The organism is Streptococcus sp. ALY_208 (assembly GCF_058314295.1).
This window is the reverse complement of the sequence record NZ_JBZFUI010000002.1, coordinates 169,158-186,365: the sequence shown is the minus strand read 5'-3', so window position 1 is coordinate 186,365 and position 17,208 is coordinate 169,158. Positions and strand designations below refer to the sequence as shown.

Annotated in this window: 12 protein-coding genes; 10 read left to right on the top strand and 2 right to left on the bottom strand. The window is 40.5% G+C overall.

Going from position 1 to position 17,208, the window contains the following annotated elements:
- Nucleotides 1–31 precede the first annotated feature (31 nt).
- From AC4HAI_RS03150 to AC4HAI_RS03135, 4 genes are all read left to right on the top strand, one after another.
- On the top strand, nucleotides 32–1,330 hold the full coding sequence (locus tag AC4HAI_RS03150; protein ID WP_491079484.1) for a glycosyltransferase family 2 protein: 1,299 nt from the start codon (nucleotides 32–34) through the stop codon (nucleotides 1,328–1,330).
- Nucleotides 1,331–1,332: 2 nt separating this feature from the next.
- Nucleotides 1,333–3,093 (top strand): rhamnan synthesis F family protein, encoded by a 1,761-nt coding sequence (locus AC4HAI_RS03145; RefSeq protein WP_491110425.1) that lies wholly within the window; start codon nucleotides 1,333–1,335, stop codon nucleotides 3,091–3,093.
- A 12-nt stretch (nucleotides 3,094–3,105) separates the two neighbouring features.
- Entirely contained in the window at nucleotides 3,106–4,707 is a 1,602-nt protein-coding gene (locus AC4HAI_RS03140) for an LTA synthase family protein (RefSeq protein ID WP_491110424.1), read from the top strand.
- A 148-nt stretch (nucleotides 4,708–4,855) separates the two neighbouring features.
- Nucleotides 4,856–5,974 (top strand): glycerate kinase, encoded by a 1,119-nt coding sequence (locus AC4HAI_RS03135; RefSeq protein WP_491110423.1) that lies wholly within the window; start codon nucleotides 4,856–4,858, stop codon nucleotides 5,972–5,974.
- 398 nt (nucleotides 5,975–6,372) lie between these two features.
- Here AC4HAI_RS03135 and AC4HAI_RS03130 read toward each other — a convergent pair whose 3' ends face one another.
- A complete protein-coding gene (locus tag AC4HAI_RS03130; RefSeq protein WP_491110422.1) occupies nucleotides 6,373–7,248 on the bottom strand; it encodes a LysR family transcriptional regulator in 876 nt (291 codons plus the stop codon).
- A 112-nt stretch (nucleotides 7,249–7,360) separates the two neighbouring features.
- Between AC4HAI_RS03130 and AC4HAI_RS03125 the strand changes: the two genes are divergently transcribed.
- The 4 genes from AC4HAI_RS03125 to AC4HAI_RS03110 all read left to right on the top strand — a co-directional run bounded on the left by AC4HAI_RS03125 (nucleotide 7,361) and on the right by AC4HAI_RS03110 (nucleotide 10,799).
- Nucleotides 7,361–8,365: a LeuA family protein gene (locus tag AC4HAI_RS03125; RefSeq protein ID WP_491110421.1), complete on the top strand. Its 1,005-nt coding sequence runs from the start codon at nucleotides 7,361–7,363 to the stop codon at nucleotides 8,363–8,365.
- Nucleotides 8,366–8,553: 188 nt separating this feature from the next.
- Complete coding sequence (locus tag AC4HAI_RS03120; protein WP_491110420.1) at nucleotides 8,554–9,204, top strand: L-threonylcarbamoyladenylate synthase; 651 nt, start codon at nucleotides 8,554–8,556, stop codon at nucleotides 9,202–9,204.
- Nucleotides 9,194–10,306: an MFS transporter gene (locus AC4HAI_RS03115; RefSeq protein ID WP_491110419.1), complete on the top strand. Its 1,113-nt coding sequence runs from the start codon at nucleotides 9,194–9,196 to the stop codon at nucleotides 10,304–10,306. The genes AC4HAI_RS03120 and AC4HAI_RS03115 overlap by 11 nt, the downstream gene beginning before the upstream one ends.
- Nucleotides 10,284–10,799 carry a YbhB/YbcL family Raf kinase inhibitor-like protein gene (locus tag AC4HAI_RS03110; protein WP_491110418.1) on the top strand — a complete coding sequence of 172 codons (516 nt, stop codon included), beginning with the start codon at nucleotides 10,284–10,286 and terminating at the stop codon, nucleotides 10,797–10,799. The genes AC4HAI_RS03115 and AC4HAI_RS03110 overlap by 23 nt, the downstream gene beginning before the upstream one ends.
- Before the next feature lie 139 nt (nucleotides 10,800–10,938).
- Here the strand turns inward: AC4HAI_RS03110 and AC4HAI_RS03105 are convergent, their stop codons facing one another.
- On the bottom strand, nucleotides 10,939–12,594 hold the full coding sequence (locus AC4HAI_RS03105; RefSeq protein WP_491110417.1) for an Rqc2 family fibronectin-binding protein: 1,656 nt from the start codon (nucleotides 12,592–12,594) through the stop codon (nucleotides 10,939–10,941).
- Nucleotides 12,595–12,825: 231 nt separating this feature from the next.
- Between AC4HAI_RS03105 and AC4HAI_RS03100 the strand changes: the two genes are divergently transcribed.
- Both AC4HAI_RS03100 and AC4HAI_RS03095 read left to right on the top strand, forming a co-directional pair.
- Nucleotides 12,826–14,025 (top strand): exonuclease SbcCD subunit D, encoded by a 1,200-nt coding sequence (locus AC4HAI_RS03100; RefSeq protein WP_491110415.1) that lies wholly within the window; start codon nucleotides 12,826–12,828, stop codon nucleotides 14,023–14,025.
- Nucleotide 14,026: 1 nt separating this feature from the next.
- Complete coding sequence (locus AC4HAI_RS03095) at nucleotides 14,027–17,197, top strand: SbcC/MukB-like Walker B domain-containing protein (protein WP_491110414.1); 3,171 nt, start codon at nucleotides 14,027–14,029, stop codon at nucleotides 17,195–17,197.
- Nucleotides 17,198–17,208: the final 11 nt, after the last annotated feature.

The following is a 17,208-nucleotide window of genomic DNA, read 5'->3' as shown; positions in this document are numbered from 1 at the left end:
AAGATGAGAAAAGATCGGATGAAAGAAGGCTATGAAAGTTTCTGTTATTTGTACCAATTATAATAAGGGGGAATGGCTCAGCGACGCTATCGATAGTTTTTTAGCCCAAGAAACTGATTTCCCTTTTGAGATTATTCTGGTTGATGACTGCTCAAGTGATCAGTCGCCTCGTATCATAGCGCAGTATGCCGAGAAGTATCCAGACATCATTCGCCCCTTTTATCACCAGACCAACCTAGGTATCACCAAGACTTGGATTGAAATTTGTCAGGAAGCCAGAGGTGATTATATTGCCAGATGTGATGGCGACGACTACTGGATTGATCCTAAGAAATTACAAAAACAGGTAGCTCTTTTAGAAAGCCGATCAGACTCTTCTTGGTCCAATACTGATTTTAATATGGTCGAAGCAGATGGAAGACTGATTCATGAGCATGTCTTAGCCAATCGTGTTATTCCCTTCATGGATTCCTATGAGAAACTTTTAGCACTGAAAGGCATGACCATGGCATCGACCTGGCTGGTTGAGACTTCTTTGATGTTGGAGGTTAATCAGACGATCGATACTGAAGCCATCGATGACACCTTCAACATTCAGCTAGAACTCTTTAAGCGGACCAATTTGGCCTTTTTGGATGAAGCTACGACGGTCTATCGAATGGATGCAGAATCTGACTCAAGGACCAAGAATGCCAAAAAAATAGCCCATCGCTTTGATCGCTTGCTGCAAACACAACTGGACTATCTAGAAAAATATCCAGATAGTGATTTTAAGCAAGTACTTGCCTATCTCCTGCCTGAACATACTGCTTTTGAAAAGAATCTAGCCCTGGTCAATGCTTCTAAATGGGACGATCAGATGGTCAGTATCTACTTTAGCCGACAGACTCCCTTATCCTTCAGTGAAGAGGACAAGGTGGAGTTTTCCTTTCAGCTGTCCGATCGTATCCAGTTGGAGCTAGATAGTGATGTGACAGGGATTCGTGTCGATCTCTCTGAATTACCAAGTTTTTATCAGTTTGTTAAATTGATCAATACTGCTTCACAGGAGGCGGTTCTACCAGCTTGGACCAATGGTCAGATAATTGATGGAGAATTTTATTTTTTACAGCCAGATCCCCAGATTATCTATGATTTGACAGAAAAATCCTCAGCTTCCTTTGAGCTGACCTATCAGCATTACAAGCAAGATAGCTCGCAAGACCAAGATGACATAGCAGCCCATCTGGTGGATAAGATAGCTGACCTAAACCAACGCTATCAGGCTGTAACCCAGTCACACCGCTGGCGACTGACAACGAAATTAATCAATGCCTTTAGGAGAAACTAATAATGAAGCGCCTGCTTTTATATGTTCACTTTAATAAATACGATCAGTTGAGTTCCCATGTGATCTATCAACTGGAAAAAATGAATCCCCTTTTTGACAAGGTGGTAGTCATTTCAAATAGTCAATTAGACTCAGAAAATCTCAGCTTCCTCAAAGAAAAAGGGCTTTTAGACCAGTTTATCCAGCGTGAAAACAAGGGCTTTGATTTTGCAGCCTGGAAGGACGGCATGGCTGCAGTAGGATGGGAATCTCTTAACATGTATGATTCCATTACCCTGATGAATGATACCTGCTTTGGCCCTATCTGGGATATGGCCCCTATCTATGAAAAGTTTGAGGAAGATGCAGAAGTAGACTTTTGGGGCTTGACCAACCATCGCCCTTACCGTGGCCTATCAGAGCATCTTCAGAGCTACTATTTGAGCTTTAAAAAGCCAGTTTTGGCGTCCAGTGCTTTTCAGGAATTCTGGCAGGGGATTCAAAGTTTCTCAGATGTTCAAGAAGTCATTGATAACTACGAAACCCAAGTTACAACCAGCCTTCAAAAAGCAGGATTTAAGTATGGTGTTGTTTTTGATACGGTAACAGCTGAGACAGGACTCATGCTCCATCCAGATTTTACCTATTATAATATCGCTGAAATCTTGCGTCGCAAGATCCCCTTTGTCAAGATCAAACCCCTTCAAGGCAACCAAGACACCTCGGCTTTTATTATTAAAGAAATTGCAGAGACAACTGACTACCCTATTGAGCTGATCATCGAGCATCTGTCCAAAATTTATTCCTCCACTCAAAATTACCTCCTGCCCTTTAAGTATCTAGCCGATCAAGAGCAGGATTTATCTCACTTATCCAAGACGGTTGCTATCCATCTGCATGCCTACTATATTGATCTTCTACCTGATTTTTTCCAGATCTTTGTAGACTATCCCTTTAAGTTTGATCTCTTTATCACGACAGACAAGGACTCCAAGCGTCCAGAGATCCAGCAAGCCTTAAAAGATTTTGACCTAGAGGCTCAAGTTTTTGTGACAGGCAATATCGGTCGTGATGTCCTGCCCATGCTGAAGCTCAAAGAGCAGCTGTCCGCTTATGATTACATTGGGCATTTCCATACCAAAAAATCAAAAGAAGCAGAGTTTTGGGCCGGTGAAAGCTGGCGACGTGAACTGATTGAGATGTTAGTCAAGCCAGCCCATAAAATTCTCAGCAATTTTGAAGCCCAGCCAGATCTTGGTATCGTCATTGCAGATGTTCCGACTTATTTCAGATTTGTCCGCATGGATCCATGGCATGAACTTGGCTTGACCAAATATATGGAAGATCTTTGGGACAAGCTTGATGTTCCTAAAGACCCCAATTTTTATGAGGCTGATACCTACGTGATGAGTTACGGAACCTATGCCTGGTTTAAATATGATGCCCTTAAGCCCTTATTTGACGTTGGTCTAACAGATAAGGATGTGCCAGGAGAACCTCTGCCTCAAGGAACCATTCTTCATGCGATTGAACGTATGTTGGTTTATATCGCTTGGGCTCAAGGCTACGACTTTAGGATTTCGCAAAATCCTTGGCCAGTTCCTCCCTTCTTGGACAACCGTATCTTGAACCGACGTCGCTTAGAGCAGTTTAGCCCATATTCTTACATTGATTTTACCTATTTTGGAGGTATCAAGGGGGCCTTCAAATATATGAGAGTGTCCTTTATCAATTCTTGGAAATACATTCTAAGACGGGTCACGCGCAAAGTTAAAAGAAAGTAGAAGGAACTTATCATGACACGTATAAAATCATTTTTGGGGAAATATCCCTATACGCTGACATTATTGAAATATGCCTTCTCAATTATGATTACCCTGCTGACGTATGTTTCAATGAAAAATAAATTCATTGTCATCGTTGGTCTTTTAGAATTAGCGGCTATTGCCTTGATTTCTAATTACTTGGTTTCAACCAAGACAAATATAGGTCGTATCTTCAACAGCATTGCCCTACTTTTTTACAATATCCAAGTCCTGGTCCTGTTTTTTGGAGGTAACTTTCTAACCTTGGTTATGATCCTAAACTTAGGCAGTCTGGATGCACTCAGAGGAAATTTTGTAAGCTATGCCATCGGGATAGTGTCCCTGCTGATTTTCACCTTCCTACCGATTGCACCGATACGCTTTAAAAGAGTCAGCAATGCCGGCCTTTTATCAGTCGTCCTGATGCTCGAGCTGGGACTGACTATGCTGATTTCAGGAGCCTATTCGCCTAGCTTTGCCTATGTCAGTCTCATCAGCCAAGCCAAGGACTACTATGAAACTAGTAAGGAAGTAGCTGTTGATAAGAAACTTTTTTACAAAAAAGATATTCCTAATTATATCGACAAACCTAGCACCTTGACCAAACAACCCAATGTCGTTGTCATTTTTACAGAAGGACTGTCGCAAAACATTGTCGATGATTCAAGACAGATCATGCCTAATGTTAAAAAGTATCAGGACAAATCACTCAGCTTTTCAAACTATTATAACCACACCTTTGCCACTTACAGCGGGATCGTTGGGCAACTTTATTCTGGCTACAATCAGGATATCGGAGATAGCAATGCGCTAATTTCCCTACAAAGCATCCTGAAGGACCAAGGCTATCAGACGTCGATGATTAATACAGAGCCGTCCAATAAAGAGTTTACCAAATACCTGACCAACATGAAGTTTGACCAAGTCCTCGGTAAGCCAAGTGCCAGCTATGAAGGATCTGATCACACCATGACAGATGGTCAAGCCTATGATTACCTCTATAAGACCATCAAAAAAGAGCATGCGACTGGCAAACCCTTCTTCACCAGTATCTATACCTTTGGGACCCATATGTCCTTAGATACGACGGATAAGGTTTATAAGAATAGCAATGATGCTATGATCAATAAATTCTATAATGCAGATGCGCATTTTGGTGAGTTTATGAGTCGCTTTGAAAAGAGCGATATGGCCAAGGATACGATCATTGTCTTTACGACCGATCACTCGACCTTCGCCGACTCTGCCTTCAAAAAGACCTATGCCGATCACTCTAGAGCAAATCCTGATCTCGATAAGATTCCTCTCTTTATCTACCATAAGGGTGTTCAAGCTCAAACTATTGATGTCGGTGGCCGCAATAGCTTGGGAATGGCACCGGGACTTCTGGACTACCTTGATATCAGTGCCCCAAACTATTTCTTAGGAACCTCACTCTTTGCGCCTAAGGAAAAGGCGACTCAGCTTGATACAACCTTTTATGATGTGGTCTACTTAGCCAATACAGGTAACAATAGCGTAGAAACCTACGATGATGCAACGGCTCAGGGCTTGACCAAGCAAATACAGCAGTACTTATCTGCTAAAAAATAAAGACAGACGCAGCACAAATCTAGTGAATTTAAAACGATAAAAGTTTGGGTACTAGCCCAGACTTTTTTACTAGAAATATAGCTTGATCAGATAGATGGACAGTCTAATTGCGGTATAATGAAAATAAGACTAAGAAGGAGGGTTGGTTATGAAGATTTTAGTGGCACCGGATTCTTTCAAGGAAAGCTTGTCAGCTAAAGAGGTTGCAGCTAGCATGGCTCAGGGTTTAAACGATAGTCGTCTCGACTGTCAAATCGATCAATTACCTATCGGTGACGGTGGTGAGGGGACTGTTGCAGCCCTAGTAGCTAGCTTAAAAATGAGCTACCAAGAGATGAGCGTAACAGGTCCTTTTGGACAAGCAGTCAGTCTTCGCTATGCCCAAAAGGATCGGCAAGCTGTCGTTGAGATGGCGGAGTTAGTTGGTCTCGCTAAGATTCCCCAAGAACAGAGAGATCCTTTAGAAATCAGTACAGTTGGGCTAGGAGAGCTGATAGCCAGACTAGCTGAGCAAGGCGTCAAAGATTTCTTCATAGGTGTCGGTGGTTCTGCCAGTCAAGATGGAGGGATCGGCATGGCAGCTGGACTAGGCTATCGTTTCTATGATAAGGAAGGACGGGAGCTAGAACCTTTGGGGATCAATCTTGGCAAGGTCGCACGTGTTTGCGATGCCGATGTACCTGAACGATTAAAGGACATCTCTGTCACAGTTCTAACAGATGTCACTAATCCCTTATGTGGACCCAAGGGAGCAACCTATGTCTTTGCCAAGCAAAAAGGTCTCCCAGATCAAAAGTTAGCAGCAGCAGATCAAGATATGCACGCTTTTTACCAATTAGTGGATCCCACTCTGCTGGAGCTTCCGGGTGCAGGGGCTGGTGGAGCTATGGCTGCAGGCTTAGTAGCTTTTGCCCAGGGCCGGCTGGTCTCTGGTATTGATACCATCTTGGATTTGGTCAGTTTCGATCATCGCATTGAAGCCTATGATCTAGTAATAGTAGGTGAAGGACGCATGGATCGACAATCGCTGGAGGGAGGAAAAGCACCGGTGGGTATTGCTAGACGGACGCCTAGTCAAGTGCCTGTCATAGCCATTTGTGGCAGTTTATCTGAGGATTTACCTGCCTTTCCCACAGCTGGTATCCAGGCAGCTTTTGCAAGTATTCCACGATTAGCCAGTCTAGAAGAAACTCTGAGCCAAGCCAAAACCAACCTTTATCTGACAGCAAGACAGATCGGCAATCTTCTAGCCATAAAACAACACTAGCAACCTTGGATAAAGGACTCTAGCTAGTCATCACAAAAAAGTCTAGATCTTCCACGCTCTGAATCCCCCTTACTAGGACCTGATGAGAAAAACACTTCTATGAAGCCGATTTGCTGTGTCGAATAGGAGATTAGTTTGTTGTCGAATTCTAGTTTCATTATAAAATGTAATGCAGTTTTTGGTAGTATGCAAGCTAATTTTGTCTCTAAAGAATAAGTATTTTGACTATATTAAAACACTCCTGTTTTTAGTTTACTAAATTTCAACAGAAGTGTTTTTCTTATGTCTCAATTGTAGAGTACAGTACACAGCGATATATGTAGTTTTTAGTACAGCTTAAATAGAATAATAATTAGATGCAATAAAAATTTATTGTTTTGGTTTTTAACACAATTCTATTAGTTGTCTATTTTATTTTGCTCTTGTGTAATAAATTCCTTAAAGTATTTTTTAAAGCACTTTATCGCTTCTGAATCTTTTCTATGCATTAAATATGTAAATGATACAGGTGTTGTAATATGTTCAGATATTCTATAACTAATTTTATTATTGAAGCTAGTTCTTAAGTAAATAGGTAGATAAGAGATACCTTGTTCCATTTCAATTAGTTTTTCTGTAACAGTAATATCTTGTATAGCAGTGAACTGTGATTCAGGAACAATATTTGATACTTCTTTTTTGACCAAGTCCCAGTAAACAGGATGGTTATCAGATAAGATTTTATAATTTTGATAAAGTGCAATCTCTGATAAATTGTCGTCTTTTTTAGGATAAAATAAAGCAATCTTTCCTTCGCAAATTTTTTCAGAAATAATTCTATTACTATAAGGTTTTTCACGATCAATGCCAATATCAAAGTGATTGTTTTCAACGTTATTTGCAATGTGACTTTGCAATACAGAAATAGAAACATTTATAGTTGGATTATCTAAAAAGAAAGAAGGTAAAAATTTAGGGAGTAAATAAGTGGCGATGTAGGGAGATACAGCTACACTTAGGTGAGTCTCTAGCTGTTTATCTTTTAGTTGAATATCTTCAATACTTTCTTCATAAGTTGATATTATTCTTTTTGCCATGGGAATAAATTCACGACCAGCTGGAGTTAAAGTTAAATTTCGCCCCACAGTTTCAAATAGTTTTACTTGAATATGCTTTTCTAGTTTTTTGATTTGCTGATGTAGGGTGGGTTCGGTTAGAAAAAGTTCTTCACTGGCCTTATGATAATTAAGATGCTTAGCCAAAATCAAAAATGTATAATACCAATCTAGGTTCATCTTTGTATCTCCATTCTATAAATAAAAAGTTAATAAATTATAAATTTTTTCCAAATTCAAAAATTCAGCCAAGTAGTATATTATAAAGCGTAAGAATAATTATTCTAATTTTATGAAAGGGGAAATGTATTTAATTATGATTTATTTTCAAGATAACACTATTCGAGATGGAATGCAACAAAGAGCAATTCCTAAGAGTTTCATGGTAAAGAAACAAGTAGTCGAAGAGATTAGTAAAACTAAAATAGAGTCTGTGGAAATTGGAATGTGTGATACTTACCAGGATTTGATGATTTTATCAGAATATATGGAGATTTTGCGCAAAGATCAAAGAGGGGTTGTGTTAACAAGACTAATAGAAAATAGTATTGATCTAGGAGCGATTCTTTTTAATAGATTCCCTAATACTGTGTTGAAACTTTTGGTACCAATATCAAAAATGCATATTGAGGAAAAGTTAAAGACAGAGTATTCAGTTTATATAAAAAGAATTGAGCGAATACTGGATTATGCTCAAAATAAAGAATTAAAAATTGATATTGTCTTAGAAGATGCAACACGGGCAAGCGAAAAGTATCTAATGGGTGCTTTAAAAGTAATATCTAAATTTAATGTAGGTTATGTTACGCTGGCTGATACTGTGGGATGTGCAACTCCTACAGAATATGGAGCGCTTTTTCATAGAGTAAAGGAGATGTTTCCTAATTTAGAATTATCAGCTCACTGTCATGATGACTTAGGTCTCGCTACAGCAAATACTGTAGAAGCTGTTTACAGAGGTGCTACTCAAGTTGAAACTACGTTTTTAGGTATTGGTGAACGAGCAGGAAATACATCAATTGAAGAAGTTGTTGCAGTCTTGAAGAAGAAAAAAATTGGAGATACTGAATTGATCTTACCATCAATATTTAAAACTAGTAAACGAATTCGTGAAATTTTAAGTTACGATGTTTCCCCAAATCAACCAATAGTTGGCGATAATATTTTTGTACACGAATCTGGGATACATCAAGATGGTACCATGAAAAATATTGAAATGTACCAGTATTTATTACCAAGCGAATTAGGAATTCCTAATTCCACTAACTATACAATTAGTGGAATTAGGAATTCCTAATTCCACTAACTATACAATTAGTGGAATATCTAGCAAGAAAGTTCTTTATCAACATTTTAAGAATATTGCTAGCGAAGATGAAGATATTGAGCGTTTAATTAAGTTCTATCGGACAATTAGCAAAGTAACGGATAATCTTACTCCTGAAGATTGTTTAGAGTTATACCGGTTAAGAGAAAGGGAAAAAAATGGAAATATTGAAAGCAAATAAAGAAAATTATTCTTTACTGGAAAACACATTGAGATCAGGTAACCCTATTATTGTCCCTACGGACACTAATTATAATTTCTGTTGTTTACCAAATGATAAGGAAGCAATTGATAAAATTTTTGAATATAAAATTAGACCCAAAAATAAACCGTTATCTATATTTATTTCTAAGCCAAACTACTGGAGAAAATTCGGCAAGACTAAACATGAAAATTTAATGGAATTACTCATACAAGCATTTTGGCCTGGAGCTTTGAATATTGTTATAGATAATAAGTCAACTTTTGATTATGCTCTAAATGGGAGTGATACCATATCACTTGGTTGTGTCAGTAATAAAGTGTTTAAAGAATTTGTAGAATACATGGGAGGCGTAGTAGCCATTACCTCTGCGAATATTTCAGGAACTGCTGATGATATGCTTATTACTGAAGAAGTAGCTGAAAAGCAGATGGGGAGTAAGGTTAAGTATTTATTGCAAACTCGAGATGCAATTACCAATACTAAGTCAAGTACAATTGTAAAGATTAATAGGAGTGGGAAAGTATCAATTCTACGTGAAGGTGATTTAAGTCGTGAAGAACTTGATAAAACTCTTAAGAAGGGAGGATATAGTATTGAAGATTAAATTAGGTATTTCTCTATATAGAATATTTTCAAGAGCATATTTTTATTTACCATTTTTGCTTATTTATCTTTATGAGCTTGGTTATTCAATTATTGAACTTGAATATTTAATGGCATGCTATGGAATAGGATCATTTATTACTAATAAGTTCATTAAAAATAGATTAAGATTTCTTTCTTCTAAAAAATTGATAATAATTAGTGAGATTTTAAAGATAATTGGATTATTGTCACTAGCAATTTCTAGTTCTACAGTGCTTATAGTTTTTGCACAACTGATTTTAGGTGCAAGTTATGCTATTGGTGCTGGTGAGGATACTCAACTTATTAATCAATTAATTCATGAAAATTCATCTAATTTTCAAAATCAGTCAAATAGTTACATGTTCTTATCATTATTAGTGTCTGGTATTATTGGAGGATTTCTATATAATTTGAATAATTTATTGCCTATTTTATTAACGGCAACAGCATCTTTCTTTGGTCTTATCTTAGTAATGATTTTGGTACCGGATGTAATTGATAAGCAAAAAATGTCTGTTGTAGAGACAAGTAGTAGATATAAATTTTCATCACAGGAGAAAATGTGGATAGTTCATTATTCATTGATGAGAGGTATTATTCTTAGTATATTTACTGGATTTTTGCCTTATTATTTTTTTACTGAACTGGGTATCTCAACACAAAAATTTATTTTTATTTTAGCAGCATATACACTGACCGGGACAATTGCTTCCAAACGATTAGTGAATCTATCTAATTTAACATCTTCTTTAACTTTATTAGTATCTATTAGTTTGTTATTATACCGTAATATTATTTTGATTATCATAGCTATGATATTCTTAGGTCTATCTTCAGGTCTTACAAGACCTCAGACAATTAATTACTTAAAGAAAGGGGGAGGTTTAGTTCAAGGATTAAATAAAGCAGAATTGGTTTATTCTATAATTAATTTTATTTTCTTAATAATTGGTGGTTATGTTTACCAGTATATAAAATTTAAGGGAATATTACTAATGGCATTTATATTATTATGCATTTACTATATTATTCAATTATACTTAAGGAGAAAAAATAATGAAAATTCAATTACCGTTTGACAATAATATACTTCCAAAATATTTTGGGAAAGAAGCTGATATACAGGATATTAAGCAAGAAAATCCCGTACGTTCATTTCCGTTTGAAATTCAAGATATACCGGAGGGGACACGATTCCTAGCATTTTCATTAATTGATTATGATGCAGTACCGGTTTGTTCATTTCCATGGATCCATTGGTTAGTTACGGATATTAATGTTAATGGTAACTCAATTAGTATTCCTGATAACTTTAGCTTAGATAATAAGGAATCAATTGTACAGGGAAAAAATAGTTTTTCAAGTCCATTATTAGGTGGAGATTTCTCAGAAATAGAGACTATGTTTGTCGGACCAACACCACCTGATAAAAATCATAGATATACATTGAGAATTTATGCACTTTCAGATAAAACAAATTTAGAAAATGGTTTTTTCTATAATGAATTTCTAGATGCTATCAATCCTTTTATTTTAGATGAAGAAAAGATTGATGTCATTGGACTATATTAATACAAATATTTGACCATATTAAAACACTCCTGTTGAAATTTAGTAAACTAAAAACAGGAGTGTTTTTCTTGTATCTCAATTTTTGGAAAGGCAAGTCTCTTTATACTTCTAAACTTTTTTGTGCTTGATACTATAGAGACTATGATGTGATTTTCATAGCTAAAATTTTAGCTTCATCTGGCGTAACCCGAAGGGTCTTTTGACCGGTATAGGTAACAAAACCAGGTTTAGCGCCTGTTGGTTTATGAAGTTTTTTATTATCAATCATATCGACCTGTACCAGATTAGATAGACGAGCTTTGGAGTAGTAGGCAGCTAGTTCGGCAGCATCTGTCTTAACCTCATCACTTGGGTCAAGATTATCCTTGATAATCACATGACTACCAGGAATATCTTTGGCGTGGAACCAGAGCTCCCCCTTTTTAGCCAGTTTAAAGGTGAGTTCTTCATTTTGTAGATTATTGCGCCCAACCATGATAATCGTCTTACCATCGCTAGCCAGATATTGCTCAGGTTTTTTACGCTTTTGACGCTTATCGGTTGAACGGCGTCTCATAAAGCCAGTTTCGACCAGCTCTTCACGGATCTCTGCTACTTCATCTAATGAAGCCTGAGACAGAGCCAGCTCAACACTTTCAAAGTAGGCAATAGTTTGCTTGGTGTCTTCAATCAGGCCATTGAGATGTTTGACAGCCTCTTTTAATTTTTGATATTTCTTAAAGTAGCGCTGTGCATTCTGGCTAGGCGTTAGACTGACATCCAAGCTGATAGTCAGTGGATCACCAGTGTAATAATTATCTAGCGTGACACTGGGCTGGTTATTTGGCACCATGCTGAGATAGGTCGTGAGGAGTTCACCTTTCTGCCGAAAATCTTCCGCCTTTTCAGTAGCCGCCAATTCCTTTTCTTGCTTAACCAGCTTTTTTTTATTTTTTTCCAGTTCATTTTGCACACGGTGGATCAAGTCACTGGCTTGCTGAGCCACCCTATCACGCTCCGCCTTGTCTTGAAAATAGTGATCGAGAAGTTCAGACAGACTAGCAAAACTCTGGTGACTGTCTGAAAAACCGACGGCTGAAAAGCTCTTTTGAGTCAAGCTGGGTGCTGTCTTCTGGGCAAAGAAATGCCGAAAATTTTTAAACCGTTCATCACCCAGTTGCTTGAGCAATTCTTGAGCCGTATCACGCCCTAACCCTTGAAAGAGCCCTTGAAAAGTCTTTACCTCAAGCTCTTGAGTCTGTAAGATATCAAAGAGTTTCTCATCAGCGATGGTAAAGGGATCCTGAGCCTGAGTCTTAGGTGGACTGACATAAGTGGAGCCAGGGAGGATAGTCCGATAGCTATTTTGTGAAAAACCGACATGCTTGATCGATTCGATAATCCGTGATTCATTCTTATCGATCAGGATGATATTGCTATGTTTCCCCATGATTTCAATGATGAGGGCAACCTTGATATGATCTCCTATTTCATTTTTATTAGAAATGGTCATCTCCAGAATGCGGTCATTTTCAACCTGCTGAATGTCTTCAATAACAGCTCCTTGTAGATACTTCCGCATGATCATGGTATAGGTATTAGGGTTTTGCGGATTGACAAAGTTTGCTTGTGTCACCTGAATGCGACCAAAAACAGGGTGGGCAGATAGCAACAGCTTGTAGCTCTGCCGGTTATTACGAATGGTCAAGACAAGCTCGTGTTCAAAAGGTTGGTTGACCTTTTGAATGCGGCCATAAAGCACCTGATCACGGAGCTCTTGAGTCAAATGGTGTAGGAAAAAGCCATCGAATGACATGATATCCCCTTTCTAATCGAGAGAGAGATCCAATCAGTCAATCCTGTTAAAACACGATTGTGATTGGTTATCCCGCTCCCCACAGTTGATTGGCGATCCTTATTATATCACACTATAAGACGATAAGTGGGGAATGATGAATGAAAAGTCAGCGGATTATAGCAGTTGGTTAAGTTACAAACTAACAAAATCGTGCTATACTATAATAAAAGTCAGCAAATGAGGAGTCTTATGAAATTATTACACACTGCGGATTGGCACATAGGCAGTCAGCTCAATCAAAATGGTAGCAGTCTGATCCAGGATCAAGCCCATATCCTAGCTGAGATGATGACCCTAGCCAAGCACCAAGAAGTAGATGGGATCATCATTGCAGGAGACCTCTATGATCGTGGTCTTCCACCTGTTGAAGCGGTCAAGCTCTTTGACGAGACCATCAGTCATCTGCTCTTTGACTTAGATATTCCTGTCTATGCTATCACAGGAAATCATGACAGCGCTAAGCGTATGACCTTTGGTCAGAGTTTCTTTAAGCGTCAGGGATTTCACCTGGTCTCCCAGCTCCAAGATGCCTTTATACCTGTAGAAACACCGGAAGCCCAGATCTTTCTGCTTCCCTTTATAGATCCGATCGATGCAAGACTCTACTATCAAGATGCTGAGATTAGAGAGATTGATCAGGCGGTGAAGCGAGTGATCGAGGATATGAAGTCACACTTTGATCCTGACAAGGCCCATGTCCTGGTTAGTCATTTTGCAGTGGCAAAAGGTGAAAGCGACGAGGATCAAGAAGCCTTACGCCAGCAGATGCTCTCTGAGACGACGAGAACTGTTGGCGGACTTGCGACGCTGACGAGTGACCTATTTCATGATTTTGACTATGTCGCTCTGGGGCATATTCATACCCGCCTTGCCAGTCCTAGTGAGACTGTCGTTTACAGTGGCAGTCCTTTGATCTTTAATAGAGATGAGGCTAAGCATCAAGATATCAAGGGAGTTTATCTCCTTGATATTGAGGGGCACCAAGTGACCAAGACCTTTTATCCACTGAAACCCTACAAGGAATTTTATGTTCTTGAAGGCAGTTTCGAGCAGCTCACAGATAAGAGCTTCTATCAAGCCTACCCCTGCCACCAAGCTCGCTTTGCATTTGAGATCCAAATCGAGGATAGAAAAGCCTTAGAAGGTGTCAACATCCGTGCCCAACTTGAGGAGATCTATGGCAGGGAGATTGTTGACTTACGGATCGTAGAGACCAAGCCGCATCGGCGCTTGACCAGAAGCAAGATAGATTCTAGAGGACTGGGCAAGCGACCTTCTGACGAGGACATGCTGGCCCAGTTTTATAAGGATATGACAGGTGGTCAGTCCCTGTCTGCCTATCAAGAACAAGTGGTCACCGATATCTTTGCTAGCTTGAAGGAGGATTAAGATGAGACCCCTTAAAATAGAAATGACCAATTTTGGCCCCTTTCGTAAGGAAGTGGTAGATTTTAGGGCTTTTGATGACAGCTCCCTTTTTCTGATCAGTGGTCGGACTGGTGCTGGAAAATCGATTATCTTCGATGCCATGACCTACGCTCTTTTTAATACCACATCGGGTGAGCGTGATGTCAGTGAGCTGCGCTCGACCTTCGCTAGTCTTAAGGATTCTAGGACGCGCGTGGTCTTCTACTTTGAACACCACAACAATACCTACCGTGTAGAGCGTGAACTGGACCTCAAGCCCCGTAAAGGGATGGATAGGGGACCAGGGATTGGGACCAAAGAAGCTAGTTTAACAGTTGTAGATGATGTCGATGGTCTAGAGCTAGACAAGTTGGCCACGAAATCAAAACCGACAACCCAAGCAGTAGAAGACCTCCTCCAGCTCAATGGTGATCAGTTCAAGCAGATTATCCTGCTCCCCCAGTATCAGTTCAGCAAGTTTCTCAAGGCACCGACCAATGATAAGATTCCCATGCTCAGACAGATCTTTGGTACTCAGATTTTTGAGCGTTTTGAAAAAGCTCTCAATCAAACCTGGTCTAAAGCCAATCAAGAGCAAGGTCAGCTGACAGATCAACTGGACAGCCTTTACAAGAGTCAGATTTGGAGCCAAGAGGAGCGCTCCAGTTTTGAAGGACAGTCGGCTCAAGAGCGCTGGCGTTTAGCCCAAGACTACCTCAAGCTAGCCTCTGAGCGATTAAAAAGCAGCCAAGACCATCAGCAAGTCCAAGCCCAGTTGGTCCAACAAGCCCAAGACCACCTGGCTAGCGCCCAAACCTTATCGAATAAATTTGACGAATTGACGCAAAAACAGGCTCAATACCAAACAGATATTATCGATCAAGAGGATCTCTATCAGTCTCATCGCTCCTACAAAACCCAGCTAGATTTTGCAGCTGGCCTGGCAGACCTCCTTCAGGCAGAAACTCAAAAAAAACGAAGCCTGACAAACTTAGACCAGGATATCACCTGCCTTAACCACCAGATCCAGCAAAAAGAAGCGGCTTTGCTACCGCTGGAGCAAGACCTAGCTCAGCTAAACGAGCAAAAAGAGAGCAAAGAAGCAGCTCAAGACTCCCTTAACACCCTTCATCAAGCCCTCATCAATGCCAGAGAGCTAGCCAATCAAAAAGCGCTCCTAGATGATCTCAAAAAGCAAGAAAAAGAAGTCCGAGAACGTCTCAATCTGCTCTCAAAGCATGAGGAGGATCTCCTTGTCGAGCAGCAAAAGCAAGAAGCCAATCAGATCCAGCCTGAAAGCCTTGAGCTAGCCAGAGAGCACGTGGACTGGGTCACTAAGCACCAAGCCCAGCAGCTAAGTCCTAGACTAGATCAGCAGGCGCAATTACAAGAAGAAGCCCAGTCCCTAACTCAGCAACAAGAAAACCTCGAAACGACCATCAGCACTTTGACTGAGGAGCGAGATCAGCTGAGCATCAGCCTGACAGAAAAGCGCAAAGATCAGACCCAGCTGATGATTGCCCAGTTGCAGAGTCAGTTGGCTGACGGTCAGCCCTGTCCTGTCTGTGGGGCCTTGGATCATCCAGCTGTCCACACTCCTACGGACACTAGCCATCTCCTGACCCTTATGACAGAAGTGCAGGCTCTTGAGCAATCTTATCAGCAAGTGACCCAGCGCCTGCAAGCCCAAGAAATACAGCTGGAGCAAATCCAATCATCTCTGACCAAGAATCAAAAGCAACAGAAACAAGTCCTATCAGCCCTGACTCAAGCCCAGCAAGACCTAGAGGACTATCTCTCTGCCAATCAGATCGACTGGACTTCACCAGACATCTACAGCAAAGAAGAGGGTCAAGCCTTGCTAGAGATACTCTCCAAGGTCTACCAAGCCCTGCTGACCCAGCAGGAACAGCACAATAAAGAACAGAACACGCTCACGAAAAAACTCCAAGACCTCTCAAGCGATAAGCAAGCCATCAGTTTGGAATTATCAGGCATTCACGGTCAAGTAGAACTGGCAGCAACTGCCGTCCAGACGCTGACCGAGACCTACCCTGAGCTTAAAGCCCCTGATGTTTATGATCAGGAAATCAAGACCATCCAGGCTGATTATCAAGCCTTTCGTCAACAGCTAGACAGCAAGCAAACAGCCCTTAGTCAAGGTAAGGAGGAGCTATCAGCCCTGCAGGGACGTTTGGCTAGTCAGCAGGAGTATCAACAGACTGAGACAGACTCCCTCAAGAGCTTGATGGATCAGATTGATCAGGCGCTTTCACAGCCCCAAGCCCAAACAGATGACCGTGAGACGCTGAATCAATGGCTCCAGGCTATTCAACAAGGGCAGCTAGACCAGATCAATCACTGGCTAACAGCCTATCAAGAAAAAGCCCAGCTCCTCAAATCTAATATCGACCAGCTTCAAGTCCAGTTGGCTGATAAAGAAAGACCGGACCTGACCGACTACCAAGAAGCCCTTGAGCAAGCCCAAGCCCAGCTCCATCAGTCCCTAGAAGACTTGACTAATGCCAGACGGCAGCAAGAACAGCTCCATGACCTGCTCACTGCTATAGAAAGCCTCATGGCAAAGACGGACCAAAAACAAGAGCAGTTCAATCAGCTGACCAGCCTTAAAAATATCATCAGCGGGGGTGAGAAGGGCCAGCAGCGTCTCAAGCTAGAGACCTATATCATCCAAGAGCACTTAGAGGAGATACTAGACTATGCCAATGCCCACTACATTGGTCTCCTCAGTGATCAGCAATTTGAGTTTGTCCTCTCTGACCGTCAGATTGGTAACAGTCAGTCTGGTCTTGACATCAATATCTACAACCGCCTGACCAATAAGGAGATCCCTGCCAACTCCCTATCTGGTGGGGAGACCTTCATCGCCTCTCTAGCCATCGCCCTATCCCTGTCAGAAGTGGTACAAAATGCCAGCAATGGTGCTTTGATAGAAGCGCTCTTTATTGACGAAGGCTTTGGTTCACTGGATGAAGAAACGCTGGATAAAGCGATTGCAGTACTGGAGCAAATCGGTCAAAATCGTATGGTCGGTGTCATCAGCCATGTCAAGGAAATGAAAGATACCATCCAACAAAAGCTCCTCATCACCAAACACAGCGACGCCAGCAGCCATATCGAAATTGAGGTGTGATAGAAAAATAT

What these genes read in the sequence shown, in the direction of transcription:
- AC4HAI_RS03110 (WP_491110418.1), top strand. Translation starts at nt 10,284, where the DNA reads ATGAAAATTCAATTACCGTTTGACAATAATATACTTCCAAAATATTTT.
- AC4HAI_RS03105 (WP_491110417.1), bottom strand. Translation starts at nt 12,594, where the DNA reads ATGTCATTCGATGGCTTTTTCCTACACCATTTGACTCAAGAGCTCCGT.
- AC4HAI_RS03150 (WP_491079484.1), top strand. Translation starts at nt 32, where the DNA reads ATGAAAGTTTCTGTTATTTGTACCAATTATAATAAGGGGGAATGGCTC.
- AC4HAI_RS03100 (WP_491110415.1), top strand. Translation starts at nt 12,826, where the DNA reads ATGAAATTATTACACACTGCGGATTGGCACATAGGCAGTCAGCTCAAT.
- AC4HAI_RS03120 (WP_491110420.1), top strand. Translation starts at nt 8,554, where the DNA reads ATGGAAATATTGAAAGCAAATAAAGAAAATTATTCTTTACTGGAAAAC.
- AC4HAI_RS03135 (WP_491110423.1), top strand. Translation starts at nt 4,856, where the DNA reads ATGAAGATTTTAGTGGCACCGGATTCTTTCAAGGAAAGCTTGTCAGCT.
- AC4HAI_RS03140 (WP_491110424.1), top strand. Translation starts at nt 3,106, where the DNA reads ATGACACGTATAAAATCATTTTTGGGGAAATATCCCTATACGCTGACA.
- AC4HAI_RS03095 (WP_491110414.1), top strand. Translation starts at nt 14,027, where the DNA reads ATGAGACCCCTTAAAATAGAAATGACCAATTTTGGCCCCTTTCGTAAG.
- AC4HAI_RS03145 (WP_491110425.1), top strand. Translation starts at nt 1,333, where the DNA reads ATGAAGCGCCTGCTTTTATATGTTCACTTTAATAAATACGATCAGTTG.
- AC4HAI_RS03130 (WP_491110422.1), bottom strand. Translation starts at nt 7,248, where the DNA reads ATGAACCTAGATTGGTATTATACATTTTTGATTTTGGCTAAGCATCTT.
- AC4HAI_RS03125 (WP_491110421.1), top strand. Translation starts at nt 7,361, where the DNA reads ATGAAAGGGGAAATGTATTTAATTATGATTTATTTTCAAGATAACACT.